The following is a 13,291-nucleotide window of genomic DNA, read 5'->3' as shown; positions in this document are numbered from 1 at the left end:
AGTCACCCATGGTCGGCACGCCGCAGACCGCACCCGACGATCGTGGCAGGGGCAGCGGCCGCGACGACCGCCCGGACCTCGCCACCGAGGCGTTCCTCGCCCACCGCAACCTGCTCTTCACCGTCGCGTACGAGATGCTCGGCTCGGCCGCCGATGCGGAGGACGTGCTGCAGGAGACCTGGTTGCGGTGGGCGGGCGTCGATCTCGGCGCGGTGCGGGATCAGCGTGCCTACCTGGTCCGGATCACCACCCGCCAGGCACTCGCCCGGCTGCGTACGCTCGGCCGCCGCAGGGAGTCCTACGTCGGTCCCTGGCTGCCCGAGCCGCTGCTCACCACGCCCGACGTGGCCGAGGACGTCGAGTTGGCCGACAGCGTCTCGATGGCGATGCTGCTGGTGCTGGAGACGCTCACGCCGACCGAGCGGGCGGTGTTCGTGCTGCGCGAGGTGTTCGATGTCGGGTACGACGAGATCGCCGAAGCCGTCGACAAGAGCCAGGCCGCCGTCCGCCAGATCGCGCACCGGGCACGGGCCCACGTTGCGGCGCGCCGGCCGCGCGGGGTCGTTTCCGCGGCCGAGACCCGAGACGCGCTCGAGGCGTTCCGGCGGGCGGCCGAAACGGGCGATCTGCAGAGCCTGCTCGACATCCTCGCACCGGATGTCGTCCTCCTGGGTGACGGTGGCGGAGTCAAGCAGGCCGTCCCGCGTCCCATCGTGGGGGCCGACAAGGTAGCGCGCCTGCTGGTTGCCGGGCTGGGCAGGATTGCCGACACCGCGTCGCTGCGGCCGGCACAGGTCAACGGCTACCCGGCGCTGATTTTCTGGCAGGCCGGCGAGATCGACACCGTCGTGGCGGTGCGCATCGACGACGGGCTCATCACCGGGCTCTACGCCGTGCGCAATCCCGAGAAGCTCTCGCACATGGGGCGGGAGACCGCCCTGCGCCGCTGAGGCGTGCGGTGAGCGGCATGACAGTACGTCGCCGATGGGCTCGTGGGATTCTGTGCCGTGGACTCGTTGACCTTGCACACGGCGGCACGTCGGTGGTTGATGGAGCGATACGACGAGCTGACGCGCAAGTACGCAGCGCTGCCAAACCAGGGCGGCGTCAAGGACGGGTTCCGCTACCAGCCCGAAGCGTGGCGGCTCTTTCCTCGTTACCACGTGGTCGAGGCGATCCTGGTGGAGATCGAGCGGCTGGATCCGGATCTGCTGCCGGAGCTGGCCGGTCTGGTCGATGCCCTGGTCGCGGCGGCCGACGGGGCCCACTCGCCGCTCACCCAGCCGGCCGGTAACGAGGTGGAGGCCGAAGCGATGGCCGCTGAACGTCGGCTCTTCCGATCGACGGTGAACGGCTGGCTGGCGGGCGGCGACCTTCGAGTGGAACCGCTGGCCTACCGGCGGGTGTTGACGCCGGCCGAGGCGGCCGCACGGCAGGACCAGCTGCGGCGGTGGTGGGGGCTGGTGGACAGGTGCTGGTATCCGCTACTGGCCGAGCCGATCCCGCCGGACGTCCTGGTGCTGGCCGAGGCGGCGATGTGGGACGAGCAGGGCATCGCTCACGTACGCCGCGAGTTGCGCGAGATGGGCGGGCGGCGGGTGATGGAACTGCGCGAGGACGGCACCGACTACCTCGTTGACGTGGACATTGTCGCGCCCCGCTATGCCGGCGTCGAGGGTGTATGGAGCGACGACACACTGAGCTGGATCGCATACGCCTCGCACGAGGGAACCGTCACGTTCGGCGGCCACCTTGCCGTCGCCCTGCACACGACGTGGGCCGACCTCGACCGATGGCGCTCGTCACCGGACTGACACGCCAAGCGGCTACCTGTTGACTGGTGCTACGACCGCAGCCAGGCCAGGCTTGGTCGAGGTGACCGGCGGAGTCGCTCTCATCGCGGCTGCCCACCGCAGGTTGGTGTGGCTCTCATCTGGCGTGCGCCCCGCCGGTCACCGCGGCGGTGAGAGGCTCAAGAGGGGACTGCCCGGCTCAAGGTAGCGCTGCCCTCCCGTCCACGAACACCGTCGGATCGAGGGAGGACACGATGGCCCAGGTCATCATCGGCGTGGACCCGCACAAGCGTTCCGCCACCATCGAAATCATCAACACCCGGGAGAAGGCCCTCGGGCAGGGCCGCTTCGGCACCGACCGCGACGGCTACCAGGCCATGCTGAGCGCCGGCCGCAAGCACAAGGACCGCCGGTGGGCGGTCGAGGGCTGCAACGGCATCGGCCGGCACGTCGCTCAACGCCTGGTCGCCGACGGCGAGACCGTCGTGGACGTTCCCGCGAAGCTGTCCGCCCGGGCCCGCGTGTTCGCCACCGGCCAGGGCCGCAAGACCGACCCGGTCGACGCCCGCAGCGTCGCTGTGGTCGCCCTGCGCACCGAAGGCCTGCGGCAGGTCGTCACCGACGACACCACAGTCGCGTTACGGCTGCTCGTCGACCGCCGTGACCAGCTCGGCCGGGCCCGCACCGACGTGGTCTCCCGGCTGCACCACCTGCTACTCGAACTGGTGCCGGCGGCGCGAAAAAGGACCTGTCCGCCCAGCAGGCCCGCGCCCTGCTGGGCACCGTGCGCCCGCGCGACGTGGTCGGCAAGACCCGCCGCCGGCTGGCCTCCGAACTGATCGGCGAACTCGTCGTCATCGACAAGAAGATCACAACCGCGAAACAGGAACTCACCGACCTGGTCAACAACACCGGAAGCCGGCTGATGGACCTGACCGGCATCGGCCCTTCCGGCGCCGCCCGCCTGATCGGCGACATCGCAGACATCGCCCGGTTTCCCAGCCGCGCCCACTTCGCCTCGTGGAACGGCACCGCACCGATCGACGCCTCGTCCGGCGACCAGAACCGCCACCGCCTCTCCAGAGCCGGGAACAGGCGCATCAACCGCGCGCTGCACATCATGGCCATCGTCCAGCTACGCCGTGACACCGAAGGCCGCCGCTACTACCGGCGCAGACTGGCCGCGGGCAAAACCCCGATGGAGGCCCTACGGGCACTCAAGCGGCGCCTGTCCGACATCGTCTACCGGCAGATGACAGCCGACGCGAAGCTGGTCAGGACGGGTCCGGGAGGACACGCGGGGGCGACTCTGCAATCCAGCGCGGCCGACCTGAACCCCGAGATCGACACTTCGGAAAAGTCACTTCCCGGACCCGCCACACCCCAGCCTAGAACATCCCTCTTGATCATCACTTGACACAGAGGGGTGCCAGAAGCGGACGTACGGTCAGCGACCTCAACGGCGCGCTGTAAGGGGCGCGAGGACGAGGACGGCAACGCCAAGTGCGGTGGCGCCGACAGCCCACCACCAGAAGAACCCCGAAAAGACCGAGGCGATCAGGAGCCCCATGCCGAGGCCGGCCAGCACGCCGAGTCCGAACAAGGCCCGTGGGGGCAGCGCGAGGTACGGCAGGCGCCGTACCACGAGCACTTCCAGCCAGGTGCCGCCCAACGCCAGCAGTGCCGCGCCGACCCCGTCTACGGCGGACAGTCCGTGACCTTCGCTGATCGGCACGAGGACTCGGCCCTCGTCACCGGCGGGGACGAAGAGGATGAGCGTGCCGGCGACGATGAGCAGAGCAGTGATTGCTATCTGGGCGCGTGGCGCACCCCCGATATCGTGAGACATCGCTTCAGTCTTGGTCCTCCGGCAGTCTCTCGGCAGGAGCCGAATCGCCGAACATCGAAAGGCCGACGGTAGCGCCGTATCGTGATTCCGCCTTCCTCGCCCGACCCGGCGCGATCCGTCGGCACCCACCAGCGGCAGCTGAGGACGGCCTGCCTGCCCCTGCTCGCGGGTACCGACTATCTAGGTCCCGCAGCCGCAGGCCGAGTTCGACGTGACGCCCGCCCACCCACGTCCGCGGCGGACTTCACGAAGACACCCTGACGCGCCCTCGGGCCTTGCGGGTCGGCAGGATGACGCCGTGACCTCACCTGCTGTCTCGTACCGCAGCCTGGACCTGTTGGCCGACGCTGGACGCTGGCATGACCTGCTGAATTTCGCTGCCACAGTCGATGGGGCGCCATTGGACGAGCGGCGGGAGGTGGCCCACGTCGTGGCACTGGAAGCGCCGGCCGGGATCGCCGCTGCCGCTGCGGAACTGTTCCCCGACGACGACAAGGGTTACCCGGGGCCGCTGTGGGAGGTGGTAGCGCAGCACCGTACGTGGCGAGAACTATCCCCACATCTGACCAACCCGCGTACGCGGCACCTGGCGGCCCAAACTCGCGTGCTGCACGGCGAGGACCTCCGCGCCGCCATCGACCTGGACTCACAACTGCTCGGTGCCCCGCTGTGCCTTCACCAGTGGGAAGCTGCCACCTGGTACAGCACATTGGACATTCCCGAGTACGACCGGACCGGCATGTCGGGCTGCACCATATGGGCCTATCCGAACCACCTGGCCGACCCGATGCCGCTGCCCACGACCACCGTACGGCCGGCACAGAATGACGCGGTGCCGATCCTGGACGGTTTGTCATCGGCCGCCCAGGCATACGCGTTCCACGGCACTGCGTGGGAGGCAGCCTCGATGGTCGCCACTGACCAGGCCACGATGCCTAGGGGCCAACGGTGGCAGGGCCGGCGGGGCCACGAGGGATCCCAGGTGCTCTTTGCCGATGTCTACCCCAGCTTGGTGCACCTGGCCGCCGGTGAACGGGCCTACCAGCGGCGAACCGGACAGGCGCTGGGACGGGCAGCTCTCTGGAAGGCACTCGCCGCAATGGCTGGGTTGACTCCTCCCGCAGATCCGGAGATCGTCACAGCGTTTGTCGAACGCCTGCACTGCGTTGCCTGGCAGGAGCCCGACGACGAGATCTGGTACCTGCACCTCGCGATGGAAGACCCAGAGCAGGGCATCGCTTGGGTCCTCACCGGCAACGACTTCGATTGATCAGACAACCGCCGTCTGTCAACGCCTCACACCAGTGCACGCCCGACAGACCGAGTCTTCCGTAGCACTGTCGTTGGCACGACCGGTCGCCGGCTCGGTCCGGTTGTGGTGACACTGCGTAGGGCGCGGTCGGCGGCAGATCCGGATGCCTGGATCAGAGTCCGAACCAGGCTCGGCAGCTGTCCAAGCCGTCGACCGTGACGGCTGGCTGCTTGTGCTGGCGCCACCGCTGCAGGGTCAGACGCAGGCGGTCGGAGACGACGGCCTCACCGTCGCGCGCATCGACGGAAATCCCGCCGTGCCCGTAGCCGAGTTTGCGCGATACGCCCTGGGAGGAGTGGTTGTCCTGGAACACCTCGGTCAGTGCGGCGGTGGCGCCGAGATGATCGAAAGCGAGGGTGAGCAGTCCGGCTCCCGCTTCCGTTCCATAGTCTCTGCCCTGATGATCGACGCCGAGCCAGGCCGAGGTCGTCACCTGTCTGACCACCGGGAAGTCTCGTGCGCGAAAGCGTGACCTTGCCGATCGGCTGGCCCGCCCGGAAGACGCCCATCCCGAGCCGCCACGCTGCCACGTCCCAGGAGGCGAGCTGGTCCCAGTGTTCCTGCAGGACGAACCGCGCCCGGTCGGCATGGCTGCCGTCGGTCCACGGGGTCAGGAACGGCCGCTCGCCGGGGCGATGCACGCCCTGGTTTGCGAGATCGGCTAGCGCAGCCAGTTCCTCCTCGCCTGGCAGGCGCGGCTGCAGGTGCGGTGTGACGATGGTGAGACCGGACAGCGGCCACAGATCGGCGAGCATGTCCCGCATCCTGTCGGTCAAGATTCGCCCGGGCAAGCGAGATACATCGACGCCCTGGCCTCGGCAGAAGTGGATGACCAGCCCGTAAGTGGCGGGAGGTCGCGCCCTCAGCTGCCGACGTCGGCAGGAGTTGCGCCGTAGCATCCACGCGAACGCCGGACGCCTGCCGGCGTCAGGGTCGGTCTTCCGGGCGACATGGCGGGCGTTCGCCCTCATCCGGGGCCGCAGACCCGTCCGCGCGCTGCCGTCTGACGAACTCCACCGCCGCGACTCCCAGCAGGACGATGGTGGTGCCGAAGCCCAGGACCAGGTTCGACAGGTGCGGGGCGGCCGGCGCGATGCCGACGGCGGCGAGCACGCCGACCACGTGCGAGAGCGGGATGCGTCCGAGGACCTCGTGGTCGAGGGTGGCCCGCCGACCAGGAACAGCGCGGCGCCGCCCAGGATGAGCGCGGTCAGAGTGTCGTCCGGCCGCTGCGTGGGATGTTCGATGATCCGCATGAATCCGGCGGCGACGCCGACCACGCCCACCACCATGAGCCAGTGGACGTACGGGTTGGTCTGGACGAGCCGCTCCCGGTGCGGGGACCGCTCGATGGCGGTACTCAGCCGGGCGCCGGCTCCCCGGGCGTAGCTCCACCACAGCAGGACCGCCGCGACGAACGCGGTGGCGAACGCGGTGATCCGGCCGGCGCCGAACGGCATGTCGCTCAGGGTGAGGACGGTGACCAGGATGAGCTCGCCCAGGGTGAGGACGTAGATCTGCTGGTACCGCTCGGCCAGGTGCTCCGGCACCACGTCGTACCTGGGCAGGGGCGGTCGGCCGGGGATCGGGAACCGCAGGCCGACAGGGCAGGTTCGGTGCTCCCGCGCGGCTTCACACCGCCCCGCTCAACGCCAGTCGACGCGACGTGGGGCGACCGGCGATTGTCGAACTGCGTACGCGAGGCCCGCAGGGCGCAGCGACCCCGGGCGGCCGCGCCACGACGACGCGCCGTTGCTCAGCGGATCGATGTGACCGCCGGCCTCACCGCCGGTCGCGGTTCACGCCCGCGCCGCGGTGGTCAAAAGTTGGTACGTCGCTTCGTCGAAGGCGACCAGGCGGACGCGCTCGACCTGGGTCGGCGTGGCCCTGATGGTCGAGAGCGCGATCGTCGCCGCCTGCTCGGGCGGGAACCCGTACACGCCGGTGGCGATGGCGGGGAAGGCGACGCTGCGGGCGCCGATCTCGTCGGCGACGGCGAGGCTGCGCCGGTAGCACGAGGCCAGGATCTCGGCCTCGCCGTGGCCGCCGCCCTCCCACACCGGGCCGACGGTGTGGATGACGTGGCGCACCGGTGGGTCGAGGTCGAACGCCGGTGTGGCGACGGCGTCGCCGGCCTCGCAGGGCGCCAGCGCGGCACCCGCCCGGGCCAGTCGCGGTCCGGCCGCGCGGTGGATCGCCCCGTCCACACCGCCGCCACCCAGCAGCGACTCGTTGGCCGCGGTGACGATGGCGTCGACGTCCTCGTCGGTGATGTCACCGAGCACCACTTCGATCGCGGGCATGCCCCATCATGTCACCGCGGTACGCCGCAGGTGGTCCGAGCGGCTCGGGAGGCACAAGAGCAGGTGCCGCCGACGTCCCGGGCGACGTCGTCCAGCTCAGACCCGCCGGATGTCCAACGCTCGCAACGGTGCCGTCCAGGTCTGCCAGTAGGCGCGCACCGGGCACGACACCTCCAGCGCCACCGTCTCCTCGTCACCCACCCGGACGGTCAGCGCCTCGCTGCGCGTCCAGTCCAGACTCGCCTGGACGACGTGCTGACCGCTCTCCACGCTCACGCTCGCCGACCGGCCCGGGCGTAGCCCGGCAACCTGGCGTCCGTCCACCGTCACCCGGATCCGCCGAAGCAGGGCGGAGTCGTGCGGCGGTCGGCTGAGGATCAGGGTCGCCATCGGATCTCCCCGCTCACCCGGACGGGTATCCGTCAGGATCGCACAGCGCTCAGTCGGCGGGCTTCTCCCAGACCGAGACGTGCTGGCGACTTTCGCTCGTGAACGGTGCCCGGTTCCACCCGTCCCAGCGGTCCCGCAGTCGCAGCCCGGCGAGCTGGGCCATCAGGTCGAGTTCCGCCGGCCACACGTACCGGAAGGGGATCGACCGGTACTCCCCGCGACCGTCGACGATGCGGACGTAGTTGGAGCTGGTCGCCTGGGTGGCGACGTCGTAGATGTCGTACGCCCATTCGGTCGGGGAGACGTGGAAGGGCACCACGTTCTGGCCGGGCGGGAGCCGGCGCAGCTCGGGGACCAGGACCTCGATCACGAAGCGGCCACCGGGGGCCAGGTGCGCGGCGGCGTTGCGGAAGCAGGCCACCTGGGCCTCCTGGGTGGTCAGGTTCATGATCGTGTTGAAGACCAGGTACGCCACCGAGAACGTCCCGTCCACCCGGGTGGTGGCGAAATCGCCGATCGTCACGCCGATCGCGTCGCCGCCGGGCTTGGCGCGCAGCCGGTCGACCATCGCCCGGGACAGGTCGACGCCGTGCACCGGCACACCGCGGGCGGCCAGCGGCAGCGCGACGCGTCCGGTCCCGACGCCCAGTTCCAGGGCCCGGCCGGCGCCGGCGAGTTCGGCCAGCACGTCGACCGTGGCCGCCACGACGGCGGGATCGGACATCTCGCTGGTCCGGTCGTCGTAGGTCGCCGCCACCGCTTCGCCGAAGTAGCCGTCCGCATCCCGCATCGCCGGACCGTACCGCCGGATCCGGCGGCAGCGCCCGTGATTTACCGGCCGTCCAGGGCCGTGCCGCTCACCAGAATGTCGGGCGTGCCAGGCATCATCCTGGACGTCGCGCACGAGCAGATTCCACGGAGAGGGACGTCGCATGGCTGAGGTGCTGTTGTTCCACCACGCGCAGGGGCTGACACCGGGGGTCCGCGACTTCGCCGACCGGCTGAGGGCAGCCGGGCACACGGTGCACACCCCGGATCTCTACGACGGCAAGACCTTCGACACCCTGGGGGAGGGCCTCGACTACGGCCGGACGGTCGGATTCGACGTTATCCTGGAGCGCGGCCGGCTCACGGCCGAGGGGCTGCCCGACGGTCTGGTGTACGCCGGGTTCTCGCTCGGGGTCATGCCGGCCCAGTTGCTGGCCCAGACCCGACCGGGCGCGAAGGGCGCCCTGCTCTTCCACAGCTGCATCCCGACGTCCGAGTTCGGCGGGGAGTGGCCGGCCGGCGTGCCGGTCCAGGTGCACGGGATGGACGCCGACGAGTTCTTCGTCGACGAGGGTGACCTCGACGCGGCCCGCGCCCTCGTCGCGGCGGCCCCGGACGCCGAACTGTTCCTGTACCCCGGCCCGCAGCACCTGTTCGCCGACAGCAGCCTGCCCTCCCACCACGAGCCGGCGGCCACGCTGCTCACCGAGCGGGTGCTGGGCTTCCTCGACCGCATCGGCTAGCTGCGCGGCGGCCCGCGTCACCGGCGGGACAGCGCCTTCGTGCCGCCCTGGTCACCGGGGCCGCGAGATGCTGCCGTCCTCGCCCTCCGGTGGCAGCGAGCCCGGCAGCCCGAACCCGGCGAAGTGCTCGGCCCCCAGGAACGAGGTGATCCCGGCGATCCGGCCGTGCCCCAGCGTCAGCACGTTGATCGACCAGGCCAGGTAGTGGCCGGTGTCCTGCGTGCGCAGGTACGAGGCCACCGCCGGCTGCCCGTTCGCGCCGGTCGTCCGGTGCCGCCAGCTCCCGCACCGGGTCATCGGCAGCTCGCGGGCGAAGTCGGTGACCGCCGCCAGCCCCCGGTACCACTGCGGCAGCGGCGGCATCGACCAGGTGACGTCCTCGGTCAGCAGCGCGACCAGCGCCTCGGTGTCGCCGTTCTCCAGGGCGGTCGCGTAGCCGGTGACGATCTCCCGCAGCCGGGTGTCGTCGACGCGACGCAGGGTCCGCTGCTGGCTGACCGGCGGCACCCGGTCGGCCACCAGCCGTCGGGCGCGCGCCAGCGCGGAGTTCACCGAGGCGACCGAGGTGCGCATCATGGTGGCGATCTCGGCGGCGGAGAAGCCGAGCACCTCGAAGAGCAGCAGCGCCGCCCGCTGGTTGCCCGGCAGGTGCTGCAGGGCCGCGACGAAGGCCAGCTCGACGGCCTCGCGCTGTTCGTAGCGTACGTCGGGGGCGGCCGGACCGTCGGCGAGCCCGGCGTCGGGGTAGGGGCCCAGCCAGGCGACGTGGCCCGCCGGGGCGCTGTCCAGCACCGCCCGCTCGCTGGCCGGGCCGAGGTCGACCGGGAGCGCTCGGCGGGCGCGCCCGGCCACCGCGTCCAGGCAGGTGCGGGTGGCCACCGTGTACAGCCAGGAGCGCAGCGAGCTGCGCCCCTCGAAGCGCGGCAACCCGCGCCACGCCCGCAGCAGCGCCTCTTGAAGGGCGTCGTCGGCGTCGTGGGCGGAGCCGAGCATCCGGTAGCAGTGCGCGTGCAGCTCGCGACGCAGTGGCGCCACCAGGTCGGCGAACGCGGCCTGGTCGCCCTCGCGCGCCCGGTCCAGCCCGGCGTCGCGGGCGTCGTCGGCGACGCGCGGAGAAACAGCCCTCACGAGCGATGATTCTGCCGTACGACGGAAGTCTCCACTCCGAACGCGCACGCCACGACCCGGGAGGACCCGATGAGCAGCACATCCACCGCACCTGTCACCACCGCGACCCTGGCGGTCCCCGACGGGCGACTGCACTACGAGGTACGCGGACAGGGGCCGCTGGTGGCGCTGGTCGCCGCCCCGATGGACGCCGGGGCGTTCGCGCCGCTGGCCGATTTGCTGGCCGTCGACCACACGGTGCTCACCACCGACCCGCGGGGCATCAACCGCAGTCTGTTGCACGATCCGCACCAGGACTCGACCCCACAGCTGCGCGCCGACGACGTCGCCCGGCTGATCGCCCACCTCGACGCCGGCCCGGCCGCCGTGCTCGGCTCCAGCGGCGGCGCGGTGACCGTCCTCGCCCTCGCCCAGGCCCACCCGGAGCGGGCGCACACCGTCATCGCGCACGAGCCGCCGCTGATCGGCCTGCTCGACGACCGCGAGGACCGCTTCGCCCGGGAGGACGCCATGATCGCCACGTACCTGGCCGGGGACCGGCTGGGCGCCGGGCGGCAGTTCCTCGCCAACGCGAACATCGAGCTGCCCGAGCCCGTGGTCCAGGGCATGTTCGGCGGCGAACCCGCCCCGCAGGCCGCCGCCGACGAGCACTTCCAGTACGTCCACATGATCCGGGGGACCACCCGGTTCCAGCCCGACGTTGCCGCGCTGCGGGAGGGCCCGACCCGGGTCGTCGTGGGCCTGGGCGAGGAGTCGACCGGCCAGGTCTGCGACCTCACCTCCCGGGCGCTGGCCGAGGCGCTCGGCGCCGCGCCGGCGATGTTCCCCGGTGGCCACATCGGCTTCGTGGAGGACCCGAAGCGGTTTGCCGCCCGGCTGCGGGAGGTCCTCGCCGAGGGCTGACGGCGGCTACGGTCGGCGGGTGGAACGCATCGAGGTCGACCTGCACGACCGTGGCAACGCCGCCGTGCTGCGCCTGCCCCCGCGCCGTTTCCCCGGCGTGCTGATCCAGGGCGACAGCCTGTCGGTGCTGCGCGAGGACGTCGAGCTGGTCCGGGCGGCGTTGCGCGCCGGCGACCTGGTGACGGCCCGGGAGTGGGCCGACCACCTCGGCGCCGAACTGGACGCGCTGCTCGGCCACTACGTCGCCGTGCTCGACCGGGACGGGATCACCCTGCCGTTCGTGCGGCCCCCACCGCCACCCGGCCCGACCGCCGGCCCGGCCCCGGACTGGGCCGGCGACGGCGGGTGACGCCCGGCCCCGTGGACTACCGTGCGCGGTATATGGACGACTGTTGGACCCATGAGGCCTCGGTGCTGACCGGCCGGCCCCAGCTCGACGGCGTGCGGATGCTCTGGTGCCAGGAGTTCTACGACGGGCCGCTCGACGGCCTGGCCGAGTGGCGCGGCGGCGAGCACTGGTACGTCGCGGTCGGGCCGGTGTGGGCGGAACGGCCCCGCCGGTACGCGCTGCACCAGCTCACGCCCGCGCAGGCGGCCGCGGCGTGGCAGCGGCACCACCTGCTCGACGGGTACCAGCGCGCGGCGCAGGCGGGCGCGGACGTCGCCGAGCAGTGGGACCGGGCCTGGGCGGAACGTCCCGATCATCGGGGCGCGCCGATCCTCGGCTGGTTCACCGACTGACCGCTCGGCGGCCTCATCCGTCCAGGCGCTCGGCGGCCGCGGCCCGCACCTCGGCCGTCTCGATCGGGTCGTCGCGCAGGTACCGCAACCGTTCGCGGGCCGGGCCGTCGAGCGCCACCCGCCGGGCGGACAGCAGCCGCACGTCCGCCTCGCAGTCCCACAGGCCTTCGGCGAAGCGCCGTTGCACCCCGGCCGGGTCCAGCGCCGCGTGCGCCCGCAGGTAGGCGGCACGTTCGTAGGAGTGCGGGCTGAACCAGAGCCGACGCAGCCTGGGCAGGACCTCCCGTGCCTGCGCCCCGCCGATCCGGGCCAGCCCCTCGACGAGCTGGTCGTAGCCGCACCGGTCGTCGTGCGTGTCCAACCAGTCCAGGCCGGACAGCAGCGCCGGGACGTCGCCGGCGTCCCCGTGGGCGGCGAGCAGTCGCAGGGCCGGCCAGGTCAGCGGGTGGGCGTCGGCGCGTACCCACGCGCGGGCGGCCGGCAGGGCCGGCGGGCCGACGGCGAGCAGCGGCCGGCTCAGGGGACCGGCCAGCCCGGCGGCGGCCAACTCCTCCGCCATGTCGAGCAGGGCCGGTTCGGGTGGGCGGAAGCCCAGTTCGCGCAGGACCATCCGCCACTGGGCGGAGCGGTCCCGGTCGCGCAGTATCTCCAGCAGCACCGCCGACGGCTCATCCCGCCCCGGGCGGTGCGGCCGCCGCGGTCCGTCGTCGCGCACCGCGTCGGCGATGCGCGGGTCGCGTTCCGCCCAGGCCCGCCAGGGCAGGCACCGCCGCCACTCGCGGGCCTGTTCCAGCGCGTCCGGCCGGCGCATCACCGCCGGGTACAGGTCGTCCCACCACGCCCCGGGCCACGTGCGCGCCACCTGCGTGAGTGCCTCGTTCCATCGGGGCCCCTCCCGGACGTACCGGCGCACCCCCTCGACCGCCTCCTCGGCGCCGGCCCGGCCCAGCACGTCGAGGACCTCCAGGGTCGCGGTGAAGGCGTTGTCGTCGTCGTGCTCCCCGTCGGGCGAGTCGTACCAGTCGCGCAGGATCGGCTCCAGCGGCAGTGCGAGGTCCCGCACCAGGCGGGCCAGGTAGACGGCGCGCTCGTCCACCACCCACCAGAACCGCCGGTCGCGGCGCAGGCAGTCGCGTACCAGGTCGGGGGCTGCCGGGTCCACCATGGCGCGGTGCGCGCCACGGCCCAACCCCCGCTGCAACGCCCCGGCGAGGGTTCTGGACGGGGCGTAGTACCAGCCGTGCTCGTCGCCGTCGCTCATCGGGCGACAGTGTGCCGCCTGCGTACGGTGGCGACATCCGGATTACCCGGCCGGGACCAACGCCCCTGCCCGCATCGGTCGGCGGCGCGCAGACTCGACG

At 71.9% G+C, this 13,291-nt stretch carries 17 protein-coding genes and 1 pseudogene; 9 read left to right on the top strand and 9 right to left on the bottom strand.

Annotation, left to right across the window (positions count from 1 at the left end; translation table 11 throughout):
- Positions 1–8 precede the first annotated feature (8 nt).
- The 4 genes from GA0074696_RS19000 to GA0074696_RS31925 all read left to right on the top strand — a co-directional run bounded on the left by GA0074696_RS19000 (position 9) and on the right by GA0074696_RS31925 (position 3,210).
- Positions 9–950 (top strand): RNA polymerase sigma-70 factor, encoded by a 942-nt coding sequence (locus GA0074696_RS19000; RefSeq protein ID WP_088962337.1) that lies wholly within the window; start codon positions 9–11, stop codon positions 948–950.
- A 99-nt stretch (positions 951–1,049) separates the two neighbouring features.
- Positions 1,050–1,814: a hypothetical protein gene (locus GA0074696_RS18995; RefSeq protein WP_088962336.1), complete on the top strand. Its 765-nt coding sequence runs from the start codon at positions 1,050–1,052 to the stop codon at positions 1,812–1,814.
- Positions 1,815–2,047: 233 nt separating this feature from the next.
- Positions 2,048–2,632: an IS110 family transposase gene (locus GA0074696_RS31930; protein WP_231925077.1), complete on the top strand. Its 585-nt coding sequence runs from the start codon at positions 2,048–2,050 to the stop codon at positions 2,630–2,632.
- Positions 2,593–3,210: a transposase gene (locus GA0074696_RS31925; protein ID WP_231925076.1), complete on the top strand. Its 618-nt coding sequence runs from the start codon at positions 2,593–2,595 to the stop codon at positions 3,208–3,210. The genes GA0074696_RS31930 and GA0074696_RS31925 overlap by 40 nt, the downstream gene beginning before the upstream one ends.
- 39 nt (positions 3,211–3,249) lie before the next feature.
- On the opposite strand, the gene GA0074696_RS18985 is transcribed toward GA0074696_RS31925, so the two are convergent.
- A complete protein-coding gene (locus GA0074696_RS18985) occupies positions 3,250–3,642 on the bottom strand; it encodes a hypothetical protein (protein WP_088962335.1) in 393 nt (130 codons plus the stop codon).
- A gap of 298 nt (positions 3,643–3,940) precedes the next feature.
- On the opposite strand from GA0074696_RS18985, the gene GA0074696_RS18980 reads away from it, so the two are divergent.
- On the top strand, positions 3,941–4,912 hold the full coding sequence (locus GA0074696_RS18980) for a hypothetical protein (protein ID WP_088962334.1): 972 nt from the start codon (positions 3,941–3,943) through the stop codon (positions 4,910–4,912).
- A gap of 154 nt (positions 4,913–5,066) precedes the next feature.
- Here GA0074696_RS18980 and GA0074696_RS31920 read toward each other — a convergent pair whose 3' ends face one another.
- From GA0074696_RS31920 to GA0074696_RS18955, 6 genes and pseudogenes are all read right to left on the bottom strand, one after another.
- Positions 5,067–5,543: a GNAT family N-acetyltransferase gene (locus GA0074696_RS31920; RefSeq protein ID WP_331716501.1), complete on the bottom strand. Its 477-nt coding sequence runs from the start codon at positions 5,541–5,543 to the stop codon at positions 5,067–5,069.
- Between the two features lie 338 nt (positions 5,544–5,881).
- On the bottom strand, positions 5,882–6,076 hold the full coding sequence (locus GA0074696_RS31195; RefSeq protein ID WP_172894107.1) for a hypothetical protein: 195 nt from the start codon (positions 6,074–6,076) through the stop codon (positions 5,882–5,884).
- Positions 6,077–6,183: 107 nt separating this feature from the next.
- A pseudogene (locus GA0074696_RS32635) lies at positions 6,184–6,504 on the bottom strand (low temperature requirement protein A); the annotation flags it as partial.
- A gap of 249 nt (positions 6,505–6,753) precedes the next feature.
- On the bottom strand, positions 6,754–7,257 hold the full coding sequence (locus GA0074696_RS18965) for an O-acetyl-ADP-ribose deacetylase (protein WP_088962333.1): 504 nt from the start codon (positions 7,255–7,257) through the stop codon (positions 6,754–6,756).
- Between the two features lie 96 nt (positions 7,258–7,353).
- Positions 7,354–7,647 carry a hypothetical protein gene (locus GA0074696_RS18960; RefSeq protein ID WP_088962332.1) on the bottom strand — a complete coding sequence of 98 codons (294 nt, stop codon included), beginning with the start codon at positions 7,645–7,647 and terminating at the stop codon, positions 7,354–7,356.
- 49 nt (positions 7,648–7,696) lie between these two features.
- On the bottom strand, positions 7,697–8,437 hold the full coding sequence (locus tag GA0074696_RS18955) for a class I SAM-dependent DNA methyltransferase (protein WP_088962331.1): 741 nt from the start codon (positions 8,435–8,437) through the stop codon (positions 7,697–7,699).
- A gap of 142 nt (positions 8,438–8,579) precedes the next feature.
- Between GA0074696_RS18955 and GA0074696_RS18950 the strand changes: the two genes are divergently transcribed.
- Positions 8,580–9,158: a dienelactone hydrolase family protein gene (locus GA0074696_RS18950; protein ID WP_088962330.1), complete on the top strand. Its 579-nt coding sequence runs from the start codon at positions 8,580–8,582 to the stop codon at positions 9,156–9,158.
- Between the two features lie 51 nt (positions 9,159–9,209).
- Here GA0074696_RS18950 and GA0074696_RS18945 read toward each other — a convergent pair whose 3' ends face one another.
- The gene (locus GA0074696_RS18945) at positions 9,210–10,286 is read right to left on the bottom strand and encodes a sigma-70 family RNA polymerase sigma factor (protein ID WP_088962329.1); all 1,077 of its coding nucleotides are present in this window, start codon (positions 10,284–10,286) and stop codon (positions 9,210–9,212) included.
- A gap of 69 nt (positions 10,287–10,355) precedes the next feature.
- Here GA0074696_RS18945 and GA0074696_RS18940 point away from each other — a divergent pair, with 69 nt between their 5' ends.
- From GA0074696_RS18940 to GA0074696_RS18930, 3 genes are read left to right on the top strand one after another with little or no spacing between them, the layout of a single operon-like run.
- Positions 10,356–11,189 (top strand): alpha/beta fold hydrolase, encoded by an 834-nt coding sequence (locus GA0074696_RS18940; protein WP_088962328.1) that lies wholly within the window; start codon positions 10,356–10,358, stop codon positions 11,187–11,189.
- A gap of 19 nt (positions 11,190–11,208) precedes the next feature.
- Positions 11,209–11,538: a DUF6959 family protein gene (locus GA0074696_RS31445; RefSeq protein ID WP_197700753.1), complete on the top strand. Its 330-nt coding sequence runs from the start codon at positions 11,209–11,211 to the stop codon at positions 11,536–11,538.
- 32 nt (positions 11,539–11,570) lie between these two features.
- Positions 11,571–11,930, top strand: coding sequence for a hypothetical protein (locus GA0074696_RS18930; RefSeq protein WP_088962327.1), 360 nt, complete (start codon positions 11,571–11,573; stop codon positions 11,928–11,930).
- 13 nt (positions 11,931–11,943) lie between these two features.
- Here the strand turns inward: GA0074696_RS18930 and GA0074696_RS18925 are convergent, their stop codons facing one another.
- Positions 11,944–13,191 carry a hypothetical protein gene (locus GA0074696_RS18925; protein WP_088962326.1) on the bottom strand — a complete coding sequence of 416 codons (1,248 nt, stop codon included), beginning with the start codon at positions 13,189–13,191 and terminating at the stop codon, positions 11,944–11,946.
- Positions 13,192–13,291: the final 100 nt, after the last annotated feature.

This window comes from Micromonospora purpureochromogenes, assembly GCF_900091515.1.
GTDB lineage: Bacteria > Actinomycetota > Actinomycetes > Mycobacteriales > Micromonosporaceae > Micromonospora > Micromonospora purpureochromogenes.
Note: the sequence above shows the minus strand (reverse complement) of the source record. Positions and strands in the feature narration are given on the sequence as shown.

Bases quoted from the DNA above. Each gene is read 5' to 3' on its own strand.
- GA0074696_RS19000 (WP_088962337.1), top strand. From the start codon at position 9: ATGGTCGGCACGCCGCAGACCGCACCCGACGATCGTGGCAGGGGCAGC.
- GA0074696_RS18995 (WP_088962336.1), top strand. From the start codon at position 1,050: ATGGAGCGATACGACGAGCTGACGCGCAAGTACGCAGCGCTGCCAAAC.
- GA0074696_RS31930 (WP_231925077.1), top strand. From the start codon at position 2,048: ATGGCCCAGGTCATCATCGGCGTGGACCCGCACAAGCGTTCCGCCACC.
- GA0074696_RS18985 (WP_088962335.1), bottom strand. From the start codon at position 3,642: ATGTCTCACGATATCGGGGGTGCGCCACGCGCCCAGATAGCAATCACT.
- GA0074696_RS31920 (WP_331716501.1), bottom strand. From the start codon at position 5,543: ATGCCGACCGGGCGCGGTTCGTCCTGCAGGAACACTGGGACCAGCTCG.
- GA0074696_RS18965 (WP_088962333.1), bottom strand. From the start codon at position 7,257: ATGCCCGCGATCGAAGTGGTGCTCGGTGACATCACCGACGAGGACGTC.
- GA0074696_RS18960 (WP_088962332.1), bottom strand. From the start codon at position 7,647: ATGGCGACCCTGATCCTCAGCCGACCGCCGCACGACTCCGCCCTGCTT.
- GA0074696_RS18955 (WP_088962331.1), bottom strand. From the start codon at position 8,437: ATGCGGGATGCGGACGGCTACTTCGGCGAAGCGGTGGCGGCGACCTAC.
- GA0074696_RS18950 (WP_088962330.1), top strand. From the start codon at position 8,580: ATGGCTGAGGTGCTGTTGTTCCACCACGCGCAGGGGCTGACACCGGGG.
- GA0074696_RS18940 (WP_088962328.1), top strand. From the start codon at position 10,356: ATGAGCAGCACATCCACCGCACCTGTCACCACCGCGACCCTGGCGGTC.
- GA0074696_RS18930 (WP_088962327.1), top strand. From the start codon at position 11,571: ATGGACGACTGTTGGACCCATGAGGCCTCGGTGCTGACCGGCCGGCCC.
- GA0074696_RS18925 (WP_088962326.1), bottom strand. From the start codon at position 13,191: ATGAGCGACGGCGACGAGCACGGCTGGTACTACGCCCCGTCCAGAACC.